This window comes from Neobacillus sp. CF12 (assembly GCF_030348765.1).
GTDB lineage: Bacteria > Bacillota > Bacilli > Bacillales > Cytobacillaceae > Neobacillus.
Window position 1 is genome coordinate 5,885,432 of the sequence record NZ_JAUCEU010000007.1, and the last position, 24,592, is coordinate 5,910,023.

The window sequence follows — 24,592 nt, forward strand, 5'->3', positions numbered from 1 at the left end:
ACAAAGAAAATAAAATTGAATAGCAAAAAACTATTGACTTTAAATTCTGAAGATTGTTACTATTGTAACAGAGTTAACATTGTATACAGGTATGCTAGGTAAAAAAGAGCTAGAAAAGAATTTTTTATTATTTCTTTATTATTATCATTGTATACAGGTATACACAATGAAATAAAAATAATAATCTGGGGTGATTCTTTATGAATATTAGTGGTACAGCAAAGTTTAACGAATCTGTTGACACCATTTGGCAAGCACTGCATACGGAAGAGATTTTAGTAAGTGCAATCCCAGGATGTCAATCGTTAATTTTAAATGAAGATGTAGAATATGATGTGAATCTTAAATTAGGTGTAGCCTCTGTAAAAGGAGAATATACGGGAAAAGTGAAAATTGAGGATATAGAAGAACCCGTTCATTACAAACTTTATGCTGCAGGAAGTGGGAAACCTGGTTTTGTAGACGCAACACTCGAATGTAAAATTGAACCTTTAGAGGATGGGTGCCAGGTGGTATGGTCATGTGAAGCTGAAATTGGCGGAACAATTGCAAGTGTTGGCAATCGAGTCATTGGTGGAATCGCAAAATTTCTAGCTGGAAACTTCTTTAAAGATGTTAAAAAACAGCTCCTTACTAGAGCTTAATAGGGGGAGAAAAAAATGAAGCCAGCTGTATTTAGTTACCTTCGACCAACAAATTTACAAGAGGCGCTTACGTTTATAGAGGAATACGGAGAAGATGCAAAGATTTTATCGGGAGGACAAAGCTTAATCCCCACGATGAATATGAGACTCTCAGCACCAGCTTATTTAATTGATATTAGTAGAATTAGTGATTTGAATTATATAAAACTAGAAGATGATTTTTTAACAGTAGGTGCCTTAACGAAACATAAAGATATTGAGAATTCGGATTTAGTGAAAGGAGTATGCCCCTTATTATCAGAAGCCATTAAATGGGTAGGACATGCACAAATCAGAAATAGAGGTACAGTAGGCGGTAGTATTGCCCATGGAGATCCTTCTGCAGAATTACCATGTGTTCTTACAGCACTTCGTGGACAGATCGTTATCGTCAATGTGGATGGCAGTGAAGAGGTTGTTGTTCCTGAAGAATTTTTCCTAACCTATATGCTGACTTCATTACAGCCAGATCAAATGGTAAAAGAAGTACGATTCCCGATTATTCCAAAAGAGAGTGGTTCTGCTTTTGTTGAGGTTGCTAGAAGACATGGGGATTTTGGTTTAGCAGAGGTTGCTGTTGTAGTTGATTTAGACGATATGGGCCAATTGTCAAATGTGAAAATTGCTGTGGGCGGTGTAAATCCAACTCCAATAGCTTTGGAGCAAGTAGAAGACTATTTAAACGGAAAGAAACTAACCGATGAAGTTTTAAGACAAGTTTCCGACCTAACACAAGAAAGTGTGGACCCGGAATCAGACCTTCATGGTACGGCAGAATATCGGCAAGAGCTGACAGGCACACTAACCGTTCGTGCGCTAAAGATTGCAGTGGAACGTGCAAGAGGAGGAGAAAAAAATGTCCAATAAAGTACAAGTTGATATTTCAATTAATGGTAAGAAGGTTCAGAAAGAAGTAGAACCTAGACTCCTGCTTACTGATTTTATTCGTGATGAATGTAATCTGACTGGAACTCATCTTGGCTGTGAACATGGTGTATGTGGCGCCTGTACGATTTTACTAGATAGTGAACCAGTTCGAGGCTGCTTAATGTTTGCGGTTCAAGCAGATGGATGTGAAATCGAAACAGTTGAGTCTTTAAACCATGTTGATGGAACACTCAATGTACTTCAACAGTCCTTTTCAGATAATCATGCATTGCAATGTGGGTTTTGTACACCAGGATTTCTCATGACGTTGACGCATTTCCTAGAGGATAATCAAAATCCAACTGAAAAAGAAATTCGAGAAGCAATCTCAGGAAATTTATGTCGATGTACTGGCTATGCAAATATTATTAAAGCCGTGCAACAGGCTGCTCAAATACTTCAAAGAGACAAAGGTAATAGTTCAGTAGTTTCTGCTCAATAACGTAGTGGTCACAAAGGAGGCATGAAGATGAAGAAATATGTAGGGCAAAGTATAAAAAGAAAGGAAGATTATCGCTTAGTCACAGGAACAGGCCAATTTGTTGCAGATATCAAATTAGCTGGAATGCTAGAAGCTGTTTTTGTACGTAGTCCGCAGGCACACGCGATTATTCGCCATATTGATAGTTTGAAGGCAAAGGAATTACCTGGTGTACATGCGGTTCTGATTGGTGATGACATTAAGGGAATCATTAATCCGATTACCCAATTCGAATCACATAGTGCTGTACCACCCAATGTTGCAAAAGAAATAAATCCAAAAATTCAATTCAATGCTGAAAGCGTTTTAGCGGTAGATAAAGTAATGTATGTGGGACAGCCGGTTGCAGTAGTTGTAGCCGATAATCGTTATATTGCAGAGGATGCTGCCGATTTAATAAAAGTTGAATATGAGCAGATAAAACCGATTGTTGACCCGTATGAAGCAATGAAGGAAGGCTCTCCACTCGTTCAAGAACAAGTGGAAAGAAATATCCAAATGGAATTCCATCTATCAATTGGTGACGCCAAACAAGTGGAACAGCAGTCTGATCATGTTCTTAAGGCAAGAGTGAAAACCCCAAGGCTATCTTCGAATCCAATTGAAACACGTGGTGTTGTTGCAGATTATGATAATCGTACCGATCAAATCCATGTTTGGTCTGCTACACAATTGCCATTTGAAGTAAGAGCGACGATTGCCCATTGCTTAGGCTGGACTGAACAAAACATTCGAGTGACAGCTCCGGATGTTGGAGGGGGTTTTGGTCCAAAGGGTGGGGTGCATCCCGAGGAAATCCTTGTCCCTTATATTAGCAAGTTATTAAATCGACCTGTGAAATGGGTGGAAGATCGTCTAGAACATTTAACAAGTGCCCGGCAATCAAGAGATCAAGTCCATGATGTGATTGTTGCTTATAACAATGATGGGACTATCCTCAGTCTACGTGATGAATTTGTGGTTGATTCAGGCGCAGTAAACTTTTTTGGATTTACCTGTGCTTATAACACTGCCTACCATTTACGTGGAGCATATAAAATACCAAACTATGATATTAAATCGAGAATTGTGTTAACGAATAAAACACCCAATGTTCCCTTTAGAGGAGCAGGAAGACCTGAAGCAGTGTTTACAATGGATCGTGTGATCGACATGATTGCGAGGAAATTAAAGCTGGATCCAGTAGAAGTTATGAAAAGAAATATGATCCTGGCACATGAAATGCCATACGATCAAGGGATTTTAGTAAAAGATGGTGCAAGGCTTATTTATGATAGCGGGGATTATCCAGCTGCGTTGAATCAAGCACTAGAAATGGTTGAATATGAAAGCTTCCGTGAACGTCAGAAAGAACTCAAGAAGTCTGGGAAAAACATCGGCATCGGGATTTCTACTTACGTAGAAGGAACAGGTGCAGGTCCCTTTGAAGGTGCTTTACTCAGTGTTGATTCAACTGGAAAAGTAATTGCCCACTTGGGTGCTTCTCCACAGGGACAAGGTCATGAAACCGTTTTTGCCCAAATCGGAGCTGATGCACTTGGCTTAACACCTGATGATATTGTGATTAAGGTTGGCGACACAGCTGTTTTGCCCTTTGGTGCAGGAACCTATGCAAGTCGCAGTGCAGTAAACGCTGGGTCAGCCATGCATGAGGCCTCACTAAAATTGCGAAGTAAAGTAGCTGAAATTGCAGGAGTTATGCTTGGTACATCACCTGAAGAAATTGTCATTGAGGCAGGGAAAATCTTTTCGAAGGATGATCCCAATCATTTCTTAACGCTTCAAGATATCTACAAACGGTCTAGACCTGCAGCACGACCGCCATTACCGCTTGAAATTGAACCGGGTTTACAGATCACACATTATTTTGTTCCCCCTACTGTTACTTTTGCTTCCTCTGTTCATGTTGCTGAGGTAGAAGTAGATAAGGAAACCGGTTTTGTTGTACTTCAAAATTATAGTGTCGTCCATGACTGTGGTACCGTCATTAATCCTATGATTGTCGATGGGCAGGTACAAGGTGGAATTGCTCAAGGAATTGGCTCGGCTTTATATGAAGAAGTTGTTTATGACGAAAACGGTCAATTATTAACAGGGACATATATGGATTACTTGCTGCCAACCTCAATGGAGATTCCAACGGTTAAAAAGGGACACCAGCAGCATCTTTCAACAAGGAACCCATTGGGTATCAAAGGAGTTGGAGAAGGTGGGGCCATTTCACCACCAGCTGCGATAGCCAATGCTATTGTCGATGCTCTATCCGATCTTGATATTGTAATCAATCAATTGCCAGTCAGCCCAAGCAGATTGAGAGGACTGATTAAAGAAGCTGAAAAGAAACAAAGTGCGATTTTAAAATAGTAAAACAAAACTAGGGGGCAGTGAATATGAAAAAATCGATGGGTAAATTTTTTCAAATTTTAGCAGTGTTTAGTCTTCTTTTCTTAGCAGCTTGCAGTGGAAGTGCTATTGATAGCAGTAGCAATGATGATAGTAAAGAGAGTGAAGGAGATTCCAAGGATCCAGTGAAGATGGGATTCATTCTTTCATTAACTGGAAACTTTGCTTCAATGGGAACTCCTGTTAAAGAAGGTATTGAACTATACTTTGAAGAAAACCCAGAAATCGATGGACGTAAAGTGGAATTGTTTTTTGAAGATGACGCAGGCGACCCGCAAGCAGCCCTCCGTAAATATGAACAATTAACATTAAACCAAGGAGTTAATATTGTGGGTGGTGGTACGGTTGGAAGTATCGCCTTAGCGTTAAGAGACAAAGTAGACACTGACAAAAAAGTTCCATTAATTAATGTGGTAGGCTCTACTGACGTCATGTCATGGGAGAAGAAGAGTGATTATGTTTGGAGAACCAGCTTCTCTGCATGGCAATATGCCTCTATTTCTGGAAAATTTACTGCTGAAGGAGTAGGAAAAAATGCAGTAATCATTGCCTCTGATTACGTCGCCGGACATGAGATTGTAACCGATTTCATACCTAGTTTTGAAGAGGGCGGCGGCAAGGTTAGTGAAATTGTTTGGGCCCCGCTAGGTACTAGTGATTTCTCTTCTTACTTAACACAAATTGATAATTCAAAACCTGAGGCTGTTTTTATGTTTATTCCAGGTGCAGATGGTTCCCGTTTTGTTAAGCAGTATCAAGAATTCGGTTTGCAGGATAAATACACGCTTGTTGAAGGCGGTTCATTATTAAACGCTCCATTCAACTTGAAAGCGGTTGGTAATGCAGTTGTAGGCGGAAAAATGATTACAAATTATTTCCCTGAACTCGAAAATGAAGTTAATGAAAAGTTTGTGAAAGCCTATCAAGCTAAATTTAATAAAATCCCTGATAACTATGTCGTCAACGGCTATGATACTGGGAAATTAATTTCTCAAGTGGTTAAAGAGGCAGGCAGCCTGGATGGCGAAAAGCTTGTTAGTGTTCTGAAAAAAGGACTTACCATTGATAGCCCTCGTGGTCCAATCGAAATGGATCCTGTAACACATACACTAATTCAAAATATGTACGTTATTGAGGGTAAAGAAACAAATGGTGAAATTTCATTTGAATTAATCAAAACATATGAAAATATTAAAATGCCTGAAGAAAACGTAGGATATAAAAAATACTAGACTTCTACAAAATAAGGCTGGCTCAAATAAAGGGTCAGCCTCTTTTAAGAACAAAATACTCAACCAAGGAGATGAATCCATGGATCTTTTTATCGTCAATACATTATCAGGATTAACATATGGAATGCTGCTGTTCTTAATGGCTAGTGGTTTATCAATCGTCTTTGGATTAATGAGGATCATTAATCTGGCTCATGGATCCTTCTTTCTTTTTGGTTCTTATGTAGCCTATGCCATGGTAAGTAGAGGGATGAACTTCTGGCTTGCATTGCTTCTCGCTACCATTTGTGTAACAGTCCTAGCATTTCTTCTAGAAAAATTCCTCATTTCAAGATTTCACGGCAACGAAGCTTCACAAGTATTATTAACATTAGGACTTATCTTTGTCATTGGAGATATTTCACTTTGGATTTGGGGCGGGGACTTCCTTTCTATACCAGTTCCATCCATTATGGATTTTTCCTTTGCTATTAACGAAAGCAGCTTTCCAATCTATCGATTATTTGTTATAGCTATTGGTATTGCTTGTGCAGTCCTTCTTTGGTACTTTGAAACGAAAACAAAAGTGGGAATGATTGTCAGAGCGGGTGTTGATGATATGGAAATGGTTGGCGCCTTAGGTTTTAATATTAGACTGATTTTCACAGCAGTATTTTTGTTTGGGGCAGCACTTGCGGCTATTGGCGGTGTATTAAGTGGCCCTATTTTAGGAATGTATCCAAAAATGGAATTTGAAATATTAGTAAACTCATTGGTAATTGTCCTAATAGGTGGCCTTGGCAGTTGGAAAGGTGCCTTTATTGGTGCCATTTTAATTGGAATTATTGATTCTTTTGGAAAAATCTATCTCCCTGATGTGTCTGTTTTATTGATTTTTGTTGTGATGGTCATCGTGTTAATGTTTAAGCCAACGGGGTTATTTGGAAGGGTGGAATCATGAAAAAATCGATTATTGCCACATTGTTGCTTGCTGTAAGTGTTTGTGCACTTCCATTTGTAATTTCACCATTTGTGTTGTTTATGTTGACAGAAGTTTTGATTATGGCGATTTTTGCTATGAGTCTTGGGTTAATAATGGGTTATGGAGGATTACAATCCCTTGGTCATAGTGCATTTTTTGGAATTGGTGCCTATAGTGTTGCTGTGTTAAGTGAACATTTGACAAGTATCTATCTTCTACTGCCAGCAGCTATTATTATTTCCGGCCTTTTCGCTTTATTAACTGGTTTAATAGCCATTCGAAATAAAGGGATCTTTTTCTTGATGATTACCTTAGCCTTTACCCAAATGCTATTTCTTCTGTTTCGTCAATCTGATTTATGGGGAGGAGCAGACGGAGTAGGAACATCTGTAAAGCCAAATCTGGGATTCATGGAAATAGCTTCTCCGTTAAGTCTTTTCTATTTTGTAGGTGTCTTTTTCGTCCTGGCATATTTTATTCTTCGTCTATTTGTGAACTCTCCACTTGGAAAAGGTTTAAAAGGGATAATGGAGAATGAAGGTAGAATGGTAGCGCTTGGATATCATGTTAAAAAATATCAAATTATTGCCTATGTTTTAGCTGGGGGATTGGCTGGTCTGGCTGGTGGACTATATGTATTTAAGACGCAGTTTGCGAGTCCAGAATTATTTAGTGTTCACATGGCAACTACAGTTTTGATTATGGTTTTCATTGGAGGGATGGGAACACTTTTTGGTCCAGTGATTGGGGCGGGGGTTTTTATTTTCCTTCAGAACTATATTAGTACTATGACGGACCGTTGGTCACTTATTATGGGACTACTATTTATTGTAATTGTTCTATACAACCGTGGTGGAATCTTGCAATTACTACAACTAATCACGAAAAAATTGACTCCAAAGAAAAACCTATTAATGGATAAAAAGGGGGCGACGATCATTGAGCTTAATGAAAGTGGAAAAGCTAAATAAATCCTTCAAAGCTATCCATGTCTTAAAAGATGCGACAATCGATTTACAATCAGGTGAGCGCCATGTCATTATCGGGCCAAATGGCGCCGGGAAAACTACATTTATCAATTGTCTATATGGGACACTTAAATTTGAGTCTGGGGATGTCCTTTTAGAAGGCAAATCGATTAAGGATATAGCATCTCACGAGCGTGTCCATTTAGGGATGGCGAGGACTTTTCAAAAGAATAACCTTTTTAATGATTTAACGGTTGAAGAGAATATATACTTAGCGATTTTATCTGAAAAACCATATAAGATGAAATTATTTAAAAGTCTTTCTGAGTACACTGATATCAAAAGGGAATCAGAAGAGATGTTGCTTCAATGGGAAATGCAGGATAGAAAAAGTGTAAAAGTAAAAAATTTATCGTATGGTGAACAAAGGGTACTAGAAATAATATTAGCACTCTGTGCTAACCCAAAAATCCTTCTTTTAGATGAACCAACATCCGGAATGTCACCATCCGAAACTGTGAGGACAACAGAATTAATTAAAAAGATACCTCGTTCTGTATCATTATTAATGATTGAGCACGATATGGAGGTTGTATTTAGTACAGCGGATCGAATAACCGTTTTACATCATGGTGAAACCATTTTATCGGGTACACCAAAAGAAGTTCGTGGGAATGAGATGATTCAAGAAATATACTTTGGTGGAGGTGCCCGTAACCATGCTTAGTTTAGAAGATGTTCACACGTATTATGGAAGTAGCCATATTTTACAAGGGGTTAATTTCACAGTTTCTGAAGGTGAGTGTGTTGCCCTGTTAGGACGTAATGGTGCGGGTAAGACCACAACAATTCACACGATTTCTGGATTAACACCATCGAAAAAAGGAAAGATCCGCTTTAAGGATCATTCGATAGAAGGTTTACCAGCAAATAAAATCTCTAAACTGCATATGGCATTAGTACCACAAGGAAGGAGGGTCTTTTCTTCTCTTACTGTAAAAGAAAACCTCCTCATGCCAAGTCGTCCTATTAAACATAAAGAAAAAGGCTTGAAATATTGGACAATTAATGAGGTATATGAATTGTTCCCGGCGTTAAAGCTAAGAGAACAAAACATGGGGAATGAGTTATCTGGTGGACAACAGCAAATGCTGGCAATTGGAAGGGCATTAATAACCAATCCTCAGTTAATTTTGATGGATGAGCCCTCAGAAGGACTCGCGCCTGTCATTATCGACCAAATTACCGACATAATAAAGGATTTGAAGAATACGGGACTATCGATACTTGTTGTCGAGCAAAATTTAAGATTAGCTTGTGATGTTGCGGACCGCGTATTGGTCATGAATAAAGGGCAGATTGTTTGGGAAGGTACTCCTGATGTGTTATTAAATAGTGATGAAATTCTTCACAAATACCTTGGAGTATAATAAAGTAGTAGTTGAATAGGGAGCATATTGAAGGAGAATCCACATGGAGAAACAGCTTTATCATTTTGAGAAAGAATTAGAACGCTATTCATCAAAACCTTTACGTGAGGCTATTTTTCATATTGTGAAAAATGCCATTATAGAAGGGAAATTATTGCCTGGAGATCGAATTACAGAAGATGATTTGGCTAGTAAATGTAACTGCAGCCGTACTCCTGTACGGGAAGCATTAAGAAAGTTAGAGCAAGAAGGATTATTAATGGTAAAGCCTGGAATAGGAATGGAGATTGCACCAATTAACTTTGAATTGTTAAAACAAGAGTTTGAAATTAGAGAAGTTTTAGAAGCGTATGCTGTTTCAAAAGCTTGCGAATTGATTACAGAGGACGGAATTAGAGAATTAGAATGGTCCACTGAGAAAATGATTAATACCTTAAAAACGAATGATTTTATTAAGGGTACCCATTTAAATATTGAATTTCATCAAAGGATTTATTCTTATTCTGGAAACTATTTTATTAAGAAGTTTACAGACTCATTATGGCTTTCAATGCGGATTTCATTTTTATCGATACAAGGTGAAGGAACTGTTCGTCCATTTGATTCAACATGGTATAAGGAGCGGACAAATGAACATCTACAGTTGATAGAAGCATTTCGTGAGAGGGACAAGGAGAAAGCCGTTCAGACAATCAAAAAGCATGTAAACGAAAATTATATTCACCATGCAACTTTTATGAACTTTCTTTAGTAGTAAAAAGTCTCAGGAAACGAGACTTTTTCTTGTTTTTTCTTTCCATTCGCATCAACATTTTTTTTAGAGTATAGTGGAAATATAAAAGCACATGGGCACACATTTAGTGGAGGAAAATATGCAAAGGGCACAAATACCAACTTATGAACGGATTGCAATCGACTTAGCCAACCGAATTTACGACGGTAAATTCAAAGTAGGTGAAAAGATACACGGAAGATCGACTTTAGCTAGTGAATATAAAGTTTCACCTGAGACAGTAAGAAGAGCAATAAAAATTTTAGAAGATGTGGAGATTGTTCAATCAACAAAAGGCAGCGGGATTGTTATATCATCTAGAGAAAATGCCTATAAATATATTCATCGTTTCTCGAATTTAGCTAGTATTAAAGACCTTGAAAAAGAAATAAACAGTCTTATTACCGAAAGAGACAAAATTGACGACCAGCTTTCAGATACAATAAGGAAAATCATGGATTATTCCACAAAACTTCGACATACGAATCCACTGGCACCCATTGAGGTGGAGGTAATTCCTGGCTGTATACATATAGGTAAAACAATTTCAGAAGTGAAATTTTGGCAAAATACAGGCGGGACTGTGATTGGGATGAAGAGAAAGGGGGAATTGATTATTTCCCCTGGACCTTATGCATTAATCCTTGAAGGAGATGTACTTCTAATTATTGGTGATGATGACACCTATGAAAGAGTCGTCCATTTTATGGAGGATTAAAAAATAGCCGGCAGCGCCGGCTATTTTATTTTATCAACCCTTCTTCTTGTAAGAACTCTTTTGCTACTTTTGCTGGTGATTCTTTAAGGCTATCAACTTTGTAATTTAGTTTTCTCATTTTATCATCCGTTAGTTTGCCTGCTAGTGTATTTAGTGCTTCTTCAAGTTCAGGATGTTCCTTTAATGTTTCTTCTTTGACAATTGGAACAGCATAATAAGGAGGGAAGAAATTTTTATCATCTTCTAAAACCTTCAATCCAAATTCTTCTATTAGACCATCCGTTGAAAAGGCATCGATGACGTCACTTTTATGATTATCAAGAGCTGTATAACGTAATCCCCCGTCAATGGCTTTCACCTCTTTAAAATTCAAATTGTACGTTTTCGAAAGTCCAATTAGTCCGTCTTCGCGATTTGGAAATTCAATCGTTGGTCCCATAATCATGCTATCACTTACTTTAGCAAGGTCTGAAATGGTATTTAAATTATATTGCTGTGCTGTATCTTGACGCACTGCTAATGCGTAAGTGTTATTAAACCCAAGTGGTTTTAACATGTCTATTCCATATTTAGTTTTGAATTCTTTTTTTACATAATCATAAACCTTGTCAGGATCATTTTGTGGACTTTGATTAAGAATATTTACAAGGCCAGTCCCAGTGTATTCTACGTACATATCAATATCGCCATTTTTAATAGCACTAAAAGCTACCTGTGAGCCACCAAGGTTCATTTTTCTCTCTACTTCAAGGTCCGTCTTATTTTCAATTAAATCAGCTAGCATATTCCCTAAAATCAGCTGTTCACTGAAATTTTTAGAGCCAATAACAATTTTATCACCTGCACTTGCTTTTGAATAAACCGTAAAAGCACCCGCAGCAACTACGATAATACTAGTAACTGCAATGACCAAACGCTTTACCGTTTTACCCGTGTTAGTTGCTGATTTCTGTTTATTCGTATAAGAAAAGGATGTCTCAAGTTTACCAACAATAAAGTCAATCAAGAGGGCAAGGATACATGCAGGGATAGCACCGGCAAGAATCATGTAATTATCAACGGTTTGTACACCAGAGAACACCAGATAACCAAGACCACCCGCACCCACAAATGCAGCGATGGTCATTAAACCAACGGCAGTTACAGCAGAAATTCTGATACCCGCCATAATCATCGGAAAAGCTAATGGCAGCTGAACCTTTTTCATGGTTTGACTCTTGGTCAGACCGATACCTTTGGCGGCTTCCAGAATGTCTGGATCAATATTCGTTAATCCTGTATAGGTGTTCTTGACGATTGGAAGAAGAGAATAAAGGACAACCATTACAATGGCAGGTGCGCTGCCAATCCCAATGAAGGGGATTAAGAAGCCGAGTAAGGCTAAGCTTGGCACAGCTTGAATGACATTCGTCGTACCGATAATGGGTTTTGAGAGCTTTGGCTCTCTTGATATTAAAATACCGAGTGGAATACCGATAATTACCGCGATTAATACAGAAATAATACTTAAATATATATGTTGACCTAATAGGTTTAGGATTTGTTCGAAGTTTGCACTTAAATAATTATAAAAATCACCCATTAAAAGGCCACCTCCAAATCAATTAGTTGGCTGCTTAGAGCCGATAAAATACTGCTTCTCGTTATTAGGCCAGTTAATTGCTTCGTTTGATTAATAACGGGGACATAGCCAATTTTATGTTCATTCATCGTGGCTAGAATGGAAATTAAATTACTATCCTCGGAAATAGCGAGAACATTTTTCTCCATAACACTATCAATCTCTGAATTTCGATTCAGTAATTGGACTCCTTTTAATGTAACTAATCCTATTAAAATATTATTTTTGTCGGTTACCAATAAGCTGTCGACCTTATTAGACTTCATGATTTCTATCGCCTGTAAAACAGTTCGCTTAGCAGTAATCTTTACAGGGTTAGGAATCATAATATCCTCAGCCATTAATAATTCAGGATTATTCCAAACTCGTCGCTTCCCAATAAATCCTTCGACAAATTCATTGGCTGGGTTTTTGAGAATATTTTCAGGGGTGTCAAATTGGAGAATATCGCCGTCTTTTAAAATACAAATTTTATCAGCGATTTTAATGGCTTCGTCCATATCGTGGGTAACGAAAATGATGGTTTTATTAAGTTCTTTTTGCATTTGAACGAGTTCATCTTGAAGTGAGTTTCTCGTTACAGGATCCAATGCACTGAAGGGCTCATCCATTAAAATGATATCTGAATCCGTTGAAAATGCTCTGGCCACCCCTACTCGTTGCTGCTGTCCACCACTTAACTCTTTAGGGAACCGGTGTAGGAATTCAGAAGGATTTAATCCGACTACCTGAAGAAGTTCCTCTGTTTTTTTGGTAATTTTATCTGGATCTTCTCCTTTTAGGTTTGGGATTAATTCTAAATTTTCTCTAATCGACATATGGGGGAAGAGACCTGTATTTTGAATTACATAGCCAATATTTCTCCTAAGTTCTATTGCATCCATTTTGGAAATATCTTTACCATTTACAAAAATCTTTCCTTCTGATGGCTGAATTAATTTATTGATCATTTTTAACAAGGTGGTTTTCCCGCAGCCACTTGGTCCGATAAAAACTACTAATTGCCCAGCTTCGATATCAATCGAGAAGGGCTTAATAATTGTTTTATTCCGGTATTTCTTTACTATATTTTTAAACTCTATCAAGATCATTCCTCCTTAAAAATTCATATATCAAATTTCCAACAACTTCATTTTAACATATAAGTTGTTTCTTTGTCGACTTTATCCTTTTTTTACCTGTAATTAAGACTCATAAAAAGGCGTAATATTTTTCAGAATATAAAGAAAAGTGTTAAGATGGAACTAAAATATTCTAGTTAAAAGAAATGAGGAGAAGGTAAATTGGGATCTATAAAAGAAAAGCTTAGTCTTAAATTTTTCCTCTTCGTTGGATTGGCATTCATCATAATACAAATTCCGATAATCGGTGATTACTTGAGGATTATTAATACGGTAATCCATGAATCTGGCCACGCTTTTATTGCTCTCTTTGGAGGCCATGTTGAATCCATTTCATTGTTTATGAATGGAGATGGAGTTACACATGGCACACAATCGATTTGGATTATTGACCTTATTACTTGTTCAGCAGGTTATTTGATTACTTCATTTATGGCATATGTATCTTTTTGGTTGATTAAAAAGAAAAAACAAACATTTCTTATTGATTTGATTTTAGGAATCATACTCATCAATTTACTATTATGGGTCCGAAATCCATATGGTTTATTTTGGTTAGCTTCATTCGGTCTCATATTTCTAGCCTTTCTTATAAAGGGAAGCCAAAAGGTAATCCATAATCTCGTATTGTTATTGGCTTGTATTTTGTTAGTGGAATCGGTTAGTACTGCCTACGATATTTTAATTATCAGTTTGATTCAGCCTCATGCTGCGGGCGATGCAACAAACTTATCTCAGTTATCAGCTTTCATACCAGCTCAAGCATGGGGGATATTCTTCTTTGCTCAAGCACTTTTTTTTATTGTGCTAGGATTCAAGAAAGGTTTGTTCAGAATAGGGGCAGGAGAATTGCAACCGAAATACCAGTTAAAAGGAACAAAAGAATTCTTATAAAAAAAGCTCGCCGTAAATGCGAGCTTCTTCTACATTTTTAATAGTAATAAGGAAATGGAAAGAAAAATGGAAAAACAAAAACATTGTATGGAAATCTGCGTCTTCTAAACCGACGAAATCTCCGTCTGCCGTAACCGCCATATCCACCATATCTCATATCATCGGAGTCGTCATCAACATCCTCTGGCACTAACATAGTAACACCTTCATCATCCATGTCTTGGATAATTCCATTCATTTGAGTGCCATCACTCATTTGACCAACCACATGGTAATTCATATATCGCTGGCATGTATTCATGATATTCCGATAATCGCGAGTTTCTTGACCCTGGTACCCTGGATTTCCAATAGGTCCATTGTAATAATTATTCATGATAATCGCCTCCTCGCACACATATTATTCAGGTAAAAGGAATTAGTGCCTATAAAATTTAGAATCTTTATCCTATATAAATATTTTTGCAAAGTGAACATAAGATAGATTAATGTAAATAAACCCACTTGGAATTTCACTAATAGGAGGGGTTAAATGAATATCCTGGATATCATTACAAGCAGGAGAAATATAAAAAAGTTCAAATCAGATACAGTTAAACTTGATTTGATTTATTCTTGGTTAGAGGCTGCAAAGATGGCTCCTAATCATAGAATGACTGAACCTTGGGAAGTGTACTTTGTTGGTCCAGTTACAAGAGCTAAACTGAATCACAAGACGAATTTTGGAAATGCACCTGTACTTATTGCAGTCTTATCTAAACATGGCACCTCAGCAATTGAAAAAGAAGAAAATGCAATGGCGACTGCCTGTTTTGTTCAAAATTTTAATTTGGCTGCGTGGGCCGACGGGGTAGGAACATTCTGGTCATCAATTGGAATAACAGCCAAAAATCGAGAAATTCTAGTTGTACCAGATAACTATGATCTTATTGGTGTATTAGGAATTGGTTACCCTGAGATTGTACCGGATCCAAAACCGAGAACATCCATCAGAAACAAAATAAAGAACTTACCATAAACAAAAAAGAGGTAACCGATAATCCGGCTGCCTCTTTTTTTTACATTAGTTTGCAAATTTAATGGAATCTAGATACTCCGTTGTAAGATTATCAATGATTTGTTGAACGGGGAGTATATCCTTAATTTCATCTACTCGTGCACCGGCAAAGACAAGTCCGTTTTCGACATCTCCATTTACGGATGTGAGCAGGGAGTCAAGCGTACAGAACCGATAAGAACAATTTTTTAAACAATCATGGCATTTTGCAATTTTCAATTTGTCAGTGCCACTTATTAATTTTGCAAAGTTATTGACAATCACTCTTCCATGTAGACCAACTGTTGTTTTAACTAAAGCTGTGTCCTCTTTTCGAGCGTCAACATACTTTTGCTTAAATGCTTGAGGAGCATCACATTCTTCACTTGCTACAAAGCGTGTTCCCATTTGTACTCCAGAAGCACCCATTGAAATGGCTTTAGCAATATCCTCTCCATTCATAATTCCACCAGCTGCAATAACAGGAATAGAAACGGCTTCCACCACTTCCGGAAGAATGTCAAACATTGGTCTATCCGTACCCAGATGTCCACCTGCTTCAAAGCCCTCCACAACTACTGCAGCAGCTCCAAGTCTTTCTGAGATTCTTGCTAATTTAGCTGAAGAGACAATGGAAATGACAGGAATACCTGCTTGTCTACCCCATGCATACATATCCCTTGAGATTCCTGCTCCAGAAATAATAAAATCAACTTTTTCCTCGAGAGCCGCTTTCATTTTTTCAGCAAAATCATTCATCGCAAATAATACATTGACGCCAATAAATCCTGCACCTTTTACTAAACTTTTTGCTTTTCTGATATGTTCGCGCATTTCATCTGTTGTAATCCCTGTTCCTGAGATAATACCAACACCACCAGCATTTGCTACTGCAGATGCAAGTTTGCTTAATGAAATACCTACCCCCATACCACCTTGAAAGATGGGCACCTTTGGCATAATATGAGCAATTTTTAACTGTGGAAAATTCAATTTATAACCCCGTTTCATTGTTTTAGAATTTAGAACTTACTCTGGATACTACCAGAAATCATTTTCTGTGTATGTGATTTTTATCATCAGGTCATAAAAGTTGGTGTTAGTATTTATTACCAATCATAATAGTCCTATATGCATAGGCATTTACGTTTATTATTTCGGAATTGTAATTTTAACGAAATAGAAAGTAATTTTTATTCAATATCCTTGTAACATTACAAAGGTAAAATGGTATTGAACCATATGTGAAATTTTATTAAAATATCTTTGGGTTGGATATTAAGGGGGATTAGAATGGCTTCCACTACAAGTAGGAGTAAGTACTTTGATAACGCGAAATTCATATTAATTTTTCTTGTTGTTTTTGGGCATGTAATTAGCCCATATAAGGATCAGGATAAGATTTTATTTACTTTATATAGCGTGATTTTTCTATTTCATATGCCAGCGTTTATTTTGATCTCTGGATACTTTGCCAAAGGATTTAGAAAAAAAGGATATTTACGTAAAGCTTTTCAAAAAATATTGATTCCTTATTTTATATTTCAGATAATCTATTCTATTTTTTATTTTTTAGTGGGTAAGGAAAAAACGCTTGAATTCGATTTGTTCCAACCTCATTGGTCATTGTGGTTTTTATTAAGTTTATTCTTTTGGAATTTACTGCTGTATGTATTTGCTAGATTAAAATGGATCGGTTTATTCATCGCCGTAATACTTGGAATCGGTATTGGCTATTTTGAGCAAGCAGGTAGTTTTATGAGTATTTCTCGGACGTTTGTCTTCTTTCCTTACTTTTTGTTAGGTTTCTTATTAAATGGGGATCATTTAAAACGGATCATTGGGGCAAAGTTTGCTATTCCAACAGGTATATTCATTCTCATGTTGATGTTTTTATTTTTTGGATTTAGTTTTCCACAAAATGCTGTACCGTGGTTGTTAGGCGATACCTCTTATGAAAACATGGGAGGAATGCAGCTTACTGATGGACTGCTACGTGCGTTGCAATATGTTTTAACACTAATTGTCGTTTTTGGCTTTTTGCCGTTAATCCCATCGAATCAATATCGTATTACGAAAATAGGTGAGAGAACACTATATGTCTATTTATTCCATGGTTTTATTATTAAATCGATCCAATCCATTTTACCGAATAGCTTCTCAGAAAATTATTTGTTCTTACTAGCATTCTCCTTCATGGTCTGTATTATATTAGGCAGTTACATGATAAAAAAATATACGCGACCAATTGTTGAGTTGAAAATATAAAAGCCGAATGTGTTTAATACACATTCGGCTTATTTTTTATCCTAGAAACCCAAATAAAGAACTAACAAAATTCTTCTTTTTTCTATTAAGCTTTCCTTGGTCTAATACCAGTGGTTTGTCTGGTAAATTTGATGTCTTAAACTCCTGAAGCTGTGATTGGAGGTTTTCAACTTGTTTCGTTAATTTTATAACTTGGCTTTGTAATTCCTCGATTTCTCTGCGGTGCTGCAGCAGTTGATAGGAGGCAACAGAATCTGCTTTTGAGTTTACCTTTGTTTCCAATTCGGTAACAATCGAATACAATCTTTCAAGTTCAGAATTGTTCTCAGGTGCTGCTTTGACAGTCCCTTTGCGTGTTTTCCTTTCTTGAACTGGAGCAATTTCTTGTAATAAGGTCCCATTTTGTATTTGTGTTTGGATATTTTTTAACAAATCAATATCTTCGTTATTAAAATGGTAATGTCCTCGCTCATTCCGTTCCATTGGTAACTCAAGCTGTTTTACCCAACGTTGAATGGTACTAGCTGATACCCCTAATAATCTTGCAACTTCGTTTGTATTCATCATTATTCCCCCCGCATGAATAAATTGTTCATAGCAGCAAGTGTACTGACATTTTTACTCCCAAAATTTCCACCATTTCTTTTCCCTTGTTGCAGCTACATCTCGGAATCCAGTTAATAGATCCTGAAAAGCAGCTTCTCTTTGGGTAATTTCATGGCGAAATTGGTCCCGTTCTTTTCCACGCTCTAAACGGTCCACTTCAATTGCTTCGGATAGGTTATAAATTTCTGTGTTTGTAATATCAACGTAATGAGCCAGTTCTTCTGTAGATTGTGATAACTGTTTCGAAAGTGTATAAATCTCTTCTGAGGTTTCATGTGAAGCATTGGCAATACTCTTTGATAAATATAGAAGTCTTTCAGTCGTTTGTTCAGCATTTTTTTCAAGGTGACCAGAAAGTCCAGCAATTTCCGCTTTTGTAGTAGCGGTAGATTTCGTAATAGTCTCAGAGATGGAATTCACCGTATAATGAGCACCCTCTGAAATTTCTTTTTTGACTTCTTCCACTACTTCCTTTCGAAGAACACTTCTAATCTCCTCTTTTACTTCATTTAAAAAAGTTTGCTTATATTGGTCCATGGCATCGAAAAATTGGTCGGCATTCTTAATGGCAAGCTCTTCATTCGAAACTGGGGTCATCTCTTGGGTAACAATTGCTAAGGTCGAAACAGGAGGTTCAGTAACATCTTCTTCCTCAGGTTCAAACCCTTTTTGCAGCGTTTGTAAAATCATTGCGGTACTAAGTTTGTTTTCATACATGTTTTTAATTTCCAAAAGTAAATCTATCTCTACCTGTGAATAAATTCTTGCCCCTTGTTTTGTTCGAGGAATTTCAAGATATTCATCAAGTTCCTTTTCCCATTTTCTTAAAGTGGCAGGTGTAACATTTATTTTTTTGGAAACTTCCTTTTGTGTGAAAGTTTTCATAATGTTCAAATCCCTTCTATCTAAATTTACGGTAAAACATCTTTAGATAGTAAATTCTCTATGGAGCACCCCTTTTTCCTGCAGGTTGACAAAAGCTATCAAAACAAGACGGATATCACGAAATACCAACAAAATCATGCAAAAAAAGCCGTGCAGTTTGCACAGCTTTTGTTTAATCTACTATCCCAAGTTTTTTTAACCCATTATAGATTCCAGAATCACCTACAGCAGTTGTTTTATGCTTTGCGTATTGAAAGAGGTCCGGGTGTCCATTCCCCATAGCAAAACCTTCACCAACGTTTGTTAACATTTCTCTATCGTTCATGCCATCACCGAATGCTATCGCATTTTCCTTCTCCAATCGAAGATGCTTCAGCACATAGTGAACACCGACGCCTTTATTGACTCGATCTCGAATTACGTCATAACAATGAAACATACCTTCGACATTTACTTGCGATAAATGAATTTGAGTATCAAATTTGTATAATTCAGTATCCTTTGGTTTTAAATTGATCAATGATATTCCCAGAATCTCAAGATCGATGGATGATGAAAGAGGGTGATTTTTATGTAAATGGAATTTCTCAATAAATTCCTTCACGCAATCTGCTTTCAAATCAGAAAATATATTTTGGTCCTTTGTATAGAGTACAAATTCATGTTGATTCTTTTTCGCGATGTCAATGAATTGTTCGACACTATTTTTATTCATTGGCTCTTGAAAAAGGTCTTTCCCCTGGTAAATAGCAAATGCGCCGTTATACCCAATTAGGGAGTTAACATCTAATTCTTGGGCAAGTTCTCTAATTTCGTGTAAGGGCCTGCCTGTTGCCAAAAAAACCTCCATGCCTTTTTCTTTAATCTGACGAATCGCTTTTATCGTAGATTGCTCAATGGAATCATCTGGCGTAATGATGGTTCCATCAATATCTAGAAATAACACCTTATACTCAGACATTGAACTGCTCCTTTATTCGATATGATGTTTAAGTTTAACATTAATATCAAATAGATAAAATATTCTAACTGAGGAATAATAATAGGGAAGCATCAATAGAAGGGAGCATGTTTATGTTTAGAGGAGTTTTATTGTTTTTTCTTATTATGCTATGCCTTCCAGGACATACACTTGCCCAGCAGAAAATTCCAATCTTAATTTATCATTCAATTGATGAATATAACGGAAAAGGGTCTAAGGAGTTATTTGTTACACCTGAGAATTTTGAAAAGCAAATGATTTATTTGAAAAATCAAGGATACACATTATTAACATTTGAACGGTGGCAGGAAGCAGATAAAATAAATAAACCTATTTTCATCACATTTGATGATGGCTATAAAAATAATCTTACTGCGTTTACTATCCTACAAAAGCTAAGGGATGACAAATTTAGACCGACTGCAACTTTCTTTGTAATTACTGACTTTATCGGTCATTCCAATCGATTGTCCCAATCTGATCTGAAGATGATGTCAGAAACTGGTGTAATCTCAGTACAGTCTCACACTGCTACCCATCCGGATTTGACAAAATCAGGTGATATCAAGGGTGAATTAAAGGGTTCCAAGGAAAAAATTGAAAACATAACGGGAAAGCCTGTGACCGCACTTGCATATCCCTATGGGAACTTTAATGAAAGAGTGGCCGCAGAAACGAAAAAGTATTATTTATTTGGATTGACTACAACACCCGAAATCTATACAAAAAAGGGAATAAAAGATGAACTCTTTTACTTGCCGCGAATTTATGTTAAGTACTCAACCACTTTAGAAGAGTTCGCAAATTTAATTACAAAATAAAGTTCATCCCCTTTTCATTAATAAGAGGTGGACTGGTCAAAATATCGATGATTCATGAGCAAACAATAGATAAATCATTGTTTTTATTGAAAATTGAAGATTAGAGAGTTTATTTAAGTAAATATCACTCTTTACAACGTATCAGGTTGAGGATAAAATTATCGTCATAATCAATATGAATTAAATATCGGCCAAAACCCATTTTGGGTACGGAGGAACCAATTTTATTGGGGTTAATTCTACCACGCGTAGAAGGGATGAGAATTTCTTTCGCCATCCTACCCGTCAGCTAACTTCGTCGGCTAAAGCGAAGGAGGTCATGGACCGCCAAGTACAGGGGCTTTTTTGTTTATTTAACATTTTAAGCAGCTTGATTACTACTGATGGTCTTTTATTATGCCTATTTATAGGGAACAGGTGAAGATGATGACATTAAAAGATTATTTAACAAAACTAAAGATTGGTTTACCAAAAACAATGGTTCATTTAGATAAACAGGTATATGAAGCCGGAAGTGTTATTAACGGTACCATTGAGATAACTGGTGGACTATTAAAAAATAAAATAAAAAGATATGATATCGATCTAGTAGGGATTGATTCACAGGCATTTGTAGAAGAAACATTAAATAGTCATTCTGTTTTCTGTTCATTTGAATGTTGTCCAAATCAGACAGGAAAGATTACGTTCTTAATTGATGTTCCTGATGATATTCAAGTTAATCAAAATTCCTTTCAATATTCGCTAATGATTAATATTGATTTAGGTAATGCAAATAACATCACGCAAACTGTTCCCATCATGATTGGTGCGGTTTCATAGTTTGTATCTATTAAACTAGTTTTATATGTAAATCGGAAAATCTACCTATTTATTGATATAGCTTTGTAAACTACTAGAAATTAGGTTGTAAACAATCACCGTTATAATAAAGGTATTAGTAGACTTTATTAGGGCGGGTGCAACGATGGAAGAAACAATGGTCAAATCTTATTTACAAAAATCACTAGAGGAGTGGAAGGACGATATTTCAGTAGTCCTGACAGAAATAGATAAAGAATACGAAGAAGTAGCACAAGAATTAAAAGTTTACTCGTACAAATATGGAATTACCAAGCAAGTTATTCAATCGACGGTGAATGAGGAATTAATTGAAAATATCCGCCAGAGGTATCATAAACCGTTTGAAGAAAGTTATAATCAATTAAAAGAATATATAAAAGACTTAGAAGAGAAGCAGCGGGTTTTTCACATGTTTGTTCAAAAAATTGATGAAGTGAATCGTAAGGAATCATCAAAAAACACATCCATATAGTAAGGTACAGTCTGGTCCATTTGGATCAGGCTTTTTTTATCATTATTTGAGATTTGTCGGCAATAGAAAGATGTTTGCATATAGTAATTAGCAGGATTTAATGGAGAGGTGCAAAAAATATGATTACTGCAAGGATCGGTAGCAAATGGTATCGACTGCCGGAAAATCTTGAGGATTATTTTGATACGTTTCGATCCCAAATTATCGGCATTGATCAAGAATTTGATTCACCTTATGGGAAGAAGCCGATTATTTATGCAGATTGGACGGCAAGTGGAAGATTATATAGACCAATTGAACAAAAAATCTCAGAGGTGTTTGGTCCATTTATGGCCAATACCCATACGGAATCAAATATTACGAGTCTAATGATGACCGGAATTTATAATCAATCAAGAAAAATTATAAAGGAACATGTAAATGCCGATGAGAATGATGTCCTAATTCTTGATGGTTTTGGGATGACGTCCGTAATGAATAAATTTCAAAGAATATTGGGAATTAGGGTCCCAGAGCAATGGAAAGACCATATCAGACTCTCAGAAGAGGATAGACCGGTTGTTTTTCTTACACATATGGAGCATCATTCCAACCAAACCTCATGGCTTGAGACATTAGCAGATGTAGAGATAATTAGACCTGATTCCAAGGGTTTAATAGATGTGACTCATTTGAAACAACTACTTTCACATTATCGTGACCGAAAAGTTAAAATTGGCTCATTTACCGCGTGCTCGAACGTTACAGGCATACAAACACCTTTTCATCAATTGGCCAAAATCATGCATAAACATGGTGGACTTTGCATTGTAGATTTTGCTGCCTCTGCGCCATATATAAAGATTGATATGCACCCCGAAGATCCTATGGAAAAACTGGATGCTATTCTCTTTTCTCCACACAAATTTCTAGGTGGACCTGGTACGAGTGGTGTTCTTATTTTTGATAAAAGGATTTATACAAATAGAGTGCCGGATCACCCAGGCGGCGGAACAGTTACATGGACAAATCCTTGGGGTGAACACCATTACATCAACGACATTGAGCATAGAGAGGATGGTGGAACACCTGGGATCCTACAGGCGATTCGTTCAGCTCTATGTATAAAATTAAAGGAACAAATGGGTGTTGAAAAAATTATAGCCAGAGAAAAAGAACAGCTTGAACTACTTTTAACTGGATTAAAGGATATTCCTAATATGCATGTATTAGAGAGTCAGCAAGAAAAAAGAATTGGTATTGTTTCTTTTACTATTACGAACATTCATTACAATCTAATTGTTCGTTTGCTAAACGATCGATTTGGATTTCAGGTTCGCGGAGGTTGCTCTTGTGCAGGAACATATGGACACTACTTATTGGATATTGATCAAAATAAATCGAAGCAAATCGCTGAACAAATTGATCAGGGAGATCTATCTACTAAACCAGGGTGGGTAAGGTTCTCGATACATCCAATCATGACAAATGCAGAAGTTTTATTATTTGTAGATGCTATAAAAGAGATAACTAGAAACATTGGTGAATGGAAAAAGGATTACGTATATGATCCTGCCAGTAATGATTATTTCTTTAACCAACACGTTAGACAGGATATGTCGCCATTGTTTAGTCTTGATGAAGTATAGGGTTTATTGGCAACGGAGGAATGATCCCAACATATGTTAGTAGATAAAGGGGGGATATCATGATTCACATTGTAAAGCGGGGCGATACACTATACCAAATCTCTTTGGATTATCGGGTAAGTCTCGGCAGTCTTTATGCGGCTAATCCTGGGGTCAATTACCAACAATTATATGTTGGACAAAAAATTCAAATCCCTGGTCTGCCAGATCCAAATACGATCCCCTATTCGATCCAAATTTCGATTGGGAAAAGAAGACTTTCGTTATACAGAAATGGAAAGTTAGAAAAAATCTATCCGATTGCGGTTGGGAAAATGCTAACAGGAACCCCGACAGGTGACTTTGTCATTGTTAACCGACAGATGAATCCAGGTGGACCTTATGGTGTATTGTGGCTTTCTTTATCCAAGCAGGGCTATGGAATTCATGGCACAAATAATCCTAGTTCGATAGGTAAAGCTGTTTCAGCGGGTTGTGTTAGGATGCATAACCGGGATGTACTTCAACTAGCCGAAAAGGTTCCAAATGGCACAAGGGTAATCATTCGACCGACTTAATGAAAAAAACAAGATTTCAGTCACTCATAGCCTTCATGAGTGACCACTTTTTTAATATCAACAAGATTTGGGTCACTTATAGCTTTTATGAGTGACCACTTTTTTCATTTCAACAAGATTTGGGTCACTTATAGCTTTTATGAGTGACCACTTTTTTAATTTCAAGAAGATTCCGCTCATAGTCTTTATGAGTGACCACTTTTTTAATTTCAACAAGAATCCGGTCACTCATAGTCTTTATGAGTGACCACTTTTTTAATTTCAACAAGAATCCGGTCACTCA

General features: G+C 36.8%; 26 protein-coding genes and 1 riboswitch. Of the genes, 19 read left to right on the forward strand and 7 right to left on the reverse strand.

Annotation, left to right across the window (positions count from 1 at the left end; genetic code table 11):
* Positions 1-200: 200 nt before the first annotated feature.
* From QUG14_RS28410 to QUG14_RS28460, 11 genes are all read left to right on the forward strand, one after another.
* Positions 201-644, forward strand: coding sequence for an SRPBCC family protein (locus QUG14_RS28410; RefSeq protein WP_289343802.1), 444 nt, complete (start codon positions 201-203; stop codon positions 642-644).
* Between the two features lie 15 nt (positions 645-659).
* On the forward strand, positions 660-1,550 hold the full coding sequence (locus QUG14_RS28415; protein WP_289343803.1) for an FAD binding domain-containing protein: 891 nt from the start codon (positions 660-662) through the stop codon (positions 1,548-1,550).
* The gene (locus tag QUG14_RS28420) at positions 1,540-2,052 is read left to right on the forward strand and encodes a (2Fe-2S)-binding protein (RefSeq protein WP_289343804.1); all 513 of its coding nucleotides are present in this window, start codon (positions 1,540-1,542) and stop codon (positions 2,050-2,052) included. The genes QUG14_RS28415 and QUG14_RS28420 overlap by 11 nt, the downstream gene beginning before the upstream one ends.
* Before the next feature lie 27 nt (positions 2,053-2,079).
* Entirely contained in the window at positions 2,080-4,455 is a 2,376-nt protein-coding gene (locus tag QUG14_RS28425) for a xanthine dehydrogenase family protein molybdopterin-binding subunit (protein ID WP_289343805.1), read from the forward strand.
* Positions 4,456-4,481: 26 nt separating this feature from the next.
* Entirely contained in the window at positions 4,482-5,726 is a 1,245-nt protein-coding gene (locus tag QUG14_RS28430) for an ABC transporter substrate-binding protein (protein WP_289343806.1), read from the forward strand.
* A 79-nt stretch (positions 5,727-5,805) separates the two neighbouring features.
* On the forward strand, positions 5,806-6,666 hold the full coding sequence (locus QUG14_RS28435; protein WP_289343807.1) for a branched-chain amino acid ABC transporter permease: 861 nt from the start codon (positions 5,806-5,808) through the stop codon (positions 6,664-6,666).
* Complete coding sequence (locus tag QUG14_RS28440; protein ID WP_289343808.1) at positions 6,663-7,658, forward strand: branched-chain amino acid ABC transporter permease; 996 nt, start codon at positions 6,663-6,665, stop codon at positions 7,656-7,658. The genes QUG14_RS28435 and QUG14_RS28440 overlap by 4 nt, the downstream gene beginning before the upstream one ends.
* Positions 7,636-8,382, forward strand: coding sequence for an ABC transporter ATP-binding protein (locus QUG14_RS28445; RefSeq protein WP_289344264.1), 747 nt, complete (start codon positions 7,636-7,638; stop codon positions 8,380-8,382). The genes QUG14_RS28440 and QUG14_RS28445 overlap by 23 nt, the downstream gene beginning before the upstream one ends.
* Entirely contained in the window at positions 8,375-9,085 is a 711-nt protein-coding gene (locus QUG14_RS28450; RefSeq protein WP_289343809.1) for an ABC transporter ATP-binding protein, read from the forward strand. The genes QUG14_RS28445 and QUG14_RS28450 overlap by 8 nt, the downstream gene beginning before the upstream one ends.
* Positions 9,086-9,128: 43 nt before the next feature.
* Positions 9,129-9,836, forward strand: a complete 708-nt coding sequence (locus QUG14_RS28455; protein WP_289343810.1) for a GntR family transcriptional regulator — start codon at positions 9,129-9,131, stop codon at positions 9,834-9,836.
* Between the two features lie 121 nt (positions 9,837-9,957).
* Positions 9,958-10,575 (forward strand): GntR family transcriptional regulator, encoded by a 618-nt coding sequence (locus QUG14_RS28460; protein WP_289343811.1) that lies wholly within the window; start codon positions 9,958-9,960, stop codon positions 10,573-10,575.
* A 25-nt stretch (positions 10,576-10,600) separates the two neighbouring features.
* Here the strand turns inward: QUG14_RS28460 and QUG14_RS28465 are convergent, their stop codons facing one another.
* Both QUG14_RS28465 and QUG14_RS28470 read right to left on the reverse strand, forming a co-directional pair.
* Complete coding sequence (locus QUG14_RS28465; protein WP_289343812.1) at positions 10,601-12,157, reverse strand: ABC transporter permease/substrate-binding protein; 1,557 nt, start codon at positions 12,155-12,157, stop codon at positions 10,601-10,603.
* Positions 12,157-13,281 (reverse strand): ABC transporter ATP-binding protein, encoded by a 1,125-nt coding sequence (locus tag QUG14_RS28470; protein WP_289343813.1) that lies wholly within the window; start codon positions 13,279-13,281, stop codon positions 12,157-12,159. Before QUG14_RS28470 ends, QUG14_RS28465 begins: the two co-directional genes overlap by 1 nt.
* Before the next feature lie 198 nt (positions 13,282-13,479).
* Between QUG14_RS28470 and QUG14_RS28475 the strand changes: the two genes are divergently transcribed.
* Positions 13,480-14,211: a M50 family metallopeptidase gene (locus tag QUG14_RS28475; RefSeq protein WP_289343814.1), complete on the forward strand. Its 732-nt coding sequence runs from the start codon at positions 13,480-13,482 to the stop codon at positions 14,209-14,211.
* 37 nt (positions 14,212-14,248) lie between these two features.
* On the opposite strand, the gene QUG14_RS28480 is transcribed toward QUG14_RS28475, so the two are convergent.
* On the reverse strand, positions 14,249-14,587 hold the full coding sequence (locus QUG14_RS28480) for a hypothetical protein (protein WP_289343815.1): 339 nt from the start codon (positions 14,585-14,587) through the stop codon (positions 14,249-14,251).
* Positions 14,588-14,743: 156 nt separating this feature from the next.
* Here QUG14_RS28480 and QUG14_RS28485 point away from each other — a divergent pair, with 156 nt between their 5' ends.
* Positions 14,744-15,229: a nitroreductase family protein gene (locus tag QUG14_RS28485; protein WP_289343816.1), complete on the forward strand. Its 486-nt coding sequence runs from the start codon at positions 14,744-14,746 to the stop codon at positions 15,227-15,229.
* 45 nt (positions 15,230-15,274) lie between these two features.
* Here the strand turns inward: QUG14_RS28485 and QUG14_RS28490 are convergent, their stop codons facing one another.
* Positions 15,275-16,258: an NAD(P)H-dependent flavin oxidoreductase gene (locus tag QUG14_RS28490; RefSeq protein ID WP_289343817.1), complete on the reverse strand. Its 984-nt coding sequence runs from the start codon at positions 16,256-16,258 to the stop codon at positions 15,275-15,277.
* 282 nt (positions 16,259-16,540) lie between these two features.
* On the opposite strand from QUG14_RS28490, the gene QUG14_RS28495 reads away from it, so the two are divergent.
* Positions 16,541-17,515, forward strand: a complete 975-nt coding sequence (locus tag QUG14_RS28495) for an acyltransferase family protein (protein ID WP_289343818.1) — start codon at positions 16,541-16,543, stop codon at positions 17,513-17,515.
* Between the two features lie 36 nt (positions 17,516-17,551).
* Here the strand turns inward: QUG14_RS28495 and QUG14_RS28500 are convergent, their stop codons facing one another.
* The 3 genes from QUG14_RS28500 to QUG14_RS28510 form a co-directional block, all read right to left on the reverse strand.
* Positions 17,552-18,079, reverse strand: coding sequence for a MerR family transcriptional regulator (locus tag QUG14_RS28500; protein WP_289343819.1), 528 nt, complete (start codon positions 18,077-18,079; stop codon positions 17,552-17,554).
* Between the two features lie 54 nt (positions 18,080-18,133).
* Positions 18,134-19,006 (reverse strand): MerR family transcriptional regulator, encoded by an 873-nt coding sequence (locus QUG14_RS28505; RefSeq protein ID WP_289343820.1) that lies wholly within the window; start codon positions 19,004-19,006, stop codon positions 18,134-18,136.
* A gap of 172 nt (positions 19,007-19,178) precedes the next feature.
* Entirely contained in the window at positions 19,179-19,967 is a 789-nt protein-coding gene (locus QUG14_RS28510; RefSeq protein WP_289343821.1) for a Cof-type HAD-IIB family hydrolase, read from the reverse strand.
* Between the two features lie 113 nt (positions 19,968-20,080).
* On the opposite strand from QUG14_RS28510, the gene QUG14_RS28515 reads away from it, so the two are divergent.
* The 5 genes from QUG14_RS28515 (at position 20,081) to QUG14_RS28535 (ending at position 24,309) form a co-directional block, all read left to right on the forward strand.
* The gene (locus QUG14_RS28515) at positions 20,081-20,809 is read left to right on the forward strand and encodes a polysaccharide deacetylase family protein (RefSeq protein ID WP_289343822.1); all 729 of its coding nucleotides are present in this window, start codon (positions 20,081-20,083) and stop codon (positions 20,807-20,809) included.
* Positions 20,810-20,988: 179 nt separating this feature from the next.
* A riboswitch (cyclic di-AMP (ydaO/yuaA leader) is annotated at positions 20,989-21,128 on the forward strand.
* 107 nt (positions 21,129-21,235) lie between these two features.
* Complete coding sequence (locus QUG14_RS28520; RefSeq protein WP_289343823.1) at positions 21,236-21,631, forward strand: sporulation protein; 396 nt, start codon at positions 21,236-21,238, stop codon at positions 21,629-21,631.
* Positions 21,632-21,776: 145 nt separating this feature from the next.
* Positions 21,777-22,124 (forward strand): hypothetical protein, encoded by a 348-nt coding sequence (locus tag QUG14_RS28525; protein ID WP_289343824.1) that lies wholly within the window; start codon positions 21,777-21,779, stop codon positions 22,122-22,124.
* 119 nt (positions 22,125-22,243) lie between these two features.
* Positions 22,244-23,752: an aminotransferase class V-fold PLP-dependent enzyme gene (locus QUG14_RS28530; protein WP_289343825.1), complete on the forward strand. Its 1,509-nt coding sequence runs from the start codon at positions 22,244-22,246 to the stop codon at positions 23,750-23,752.
* A gap of 59 nt (positions 23,753-23,811) precedes the next feature.
* Positions 23,812-24,309 carry a L,D-transpeptidase family protein gene (locus QUG14_RS28535; RefSeq protein ID WP_289343826.1) on the forward strand — a complete coding sequence of 166 codons (498 nt, stop codon included), beginning with the start codon at positions 23,812-23,814 and terminating at the stop codon, positions 24,307-24,309.
* Positions 24,310-24,592: the final 283 nt, after the last annotated feature.

What these genes read in the sequence shown, in the direction of transcription:
- QUG14_RS28530 (WP_289343825.1), top strand. Translation starts at nt 22,244, where the DNA reads ATGATTACTGCAAGGATCGGTAGCAAATGGTATCGACTGCCGGAAAAT.
- QUG14_RS28450 (WP_289343809.1), top strand. Translation starts at nt 8,375, where the DNA reads ATGCTTAGTTTAGAAGATGTTCACACGTATTATGGAAGTAGCCATATT.
- QUG14_RS28420 (WP_289343804.1), top strand. Translation starts at nt 1,540, where the DNA reads ATGTCCAATAAAGTACAAGTTGATATTTCAATTAATGGTAAGAAGGTT.
- QUG14_RS28440 (WP_289343808.1), top strand. Translation starts at nt 6,663, where the DNA reads ATGAAAAAATCGATTATTGCCACATTGTTGCTTGCTGTAAGTGTTTGT.
- QUG14_RS28505 (WP_289343820.1), bottom strand. Translation starts at nt 19,006, where the DNA reads ATGAAAACTTTCACACAAAAGGAAGTTTCCAAAAAAATAAATGTTACA.
- QUG14_RS28485 (WP_289343816.1), top strand. Translation starts at nt 14,744, where the DNA reads ATGAATATCCTGGATATCATTACAAGCAGGAGAAATATAAAAAAGTTC.
- QUG14_RS28430 (WP_289343806.1), top strand. Translation starts at nt 4,482, where the DNA reads ATGAAAAAATCGATGGGTAAATTTTTTCAAATTTTAGCAGTGTTTAGT.
- QUG14_RS28460 (WP_289343811.1), top strand. Translation starts at nt 9,958, where the DNA reads ATGCAAAGGGCACAAATACCAACTTATGAACGGATTGCAATCGACTTA.
- QUG14_RS28525 (WP_289343824.1), top strand. Translation starts at nt 21,777, where the DNA reads ATGGAAGAAACAATGGTCAAATCTTATTTACAAAAATCACTAGAGGAG.
- QUG14_RS28490 (WP_289343817.1), bottom strand. Translation starts at nt 16,258, where the DNA reads ATGAAACGGGGTTATAAATTGAATTTTCCACAGTTAAAAATTGCTCAT.
- QUG14_RS28510 (WP_289343821.1), bottom strand. Translation starts at nt 19,967, where the DNA reads ATGTCTGAGTATAAGGTGTTATTTCTAGATATTGATGGAACCATCATT.
- QUG14_RS28435 (WP_289343807.1), top strand. Translation starts at nt 5,806, where the DNA reads ATGGATCTTTTTATCGTCAATACATTATCAGGATTAACATATGGAATG.
- QUG14_RS28415 (WP_289343803.1), top strand. Translation starts at nt 660, where the DNA reads ATGAAGCCAGCTGTATTTAGTTACCTTCGACCAACAAATTTACAAGAG.
- QUG14_RS28465 (WP_289343812.1), bottom strand. Translation starts at nt 12,157, where the DNA reads ATGGGTGATTTTTATAATTATTTAAGTGCAAACTTCGAACAAATCCTA.
- QUG14_RS28480 (WP_289343815.1), bottom strand. Translation starts at nt 14,587, where the DNA reads ATGAATAATTATTACAATGGACCTATTGGAAATCCAGGGTACCAGGGT.
- QUG14_RS28495 (WP_289343818.1), top strand. Translation starts at nt 16,541, where the DNA reads ATGGCTTCCACTACAAGTAGGAGTAAGTACTTTGATAACGCGAAATTC.
- QUG14_RS28515 (WP_289343822.1), top strand. Translation starts at nt 20,081, where the DNA reads ATGTTTAGAGGAGTTTTATTGTTTTTTCTTATTATGCTATGCCTTCCA.
- QUG14_RS28535 (WP_289343826.1), top strand. Translation starts at nt 23,812, where the DNA reads ATGATTCACATTGTAAAGCGGGGCGATACACTATACCAAATCTCTTTG.
- QUG14_RS28455 (WP_289343810.1), top strand. Translation starts at nt 9,129, where the DNA reads ATGGAGAAACAGCTTTATCATTTTGAGAAAGAATTAGAACGCTATTCA.
- QUG14_RS28445 (WP_289344264.1), top strand. Translation starts at nt 7,636, where the DNA reads ATGAAAGTGGAAAAGCTAAATAAATCCTTCAAAGCTATCCATGTCTTA.
- QUG14_RS28500 (WP_289343819.1), bottom strand. Translation starts at nt 18,079, where the DNA reads ATGAATACAAACGAAGTTGCAAGATTATTAGGGGTATCAGCTAGTACC.
- QUG14_RS28410 (WP_289343802.1), top strand. Translation starts at nt 201, where the DNA reads ATGAATATTAGTGGTACAGCAAAGTTTAACGAATCTGTTGACACCATT.
- QUG14_RS28520 (WP_289343823.1), top strand. Translation starts at nt 21,236, where the DNA reads ATGACATTAAAAGATTATTTAACAAAACTAAAGATTGGTTTACCAAAA.
- QUG14_RS28425 (WP_289343805.1), top strand. Translation starts at nt 2,080, where the DNA reads ATGAAGAAATATGTAGGGCAAAGTATAAAAAGAAAGGAAGATTATCGC.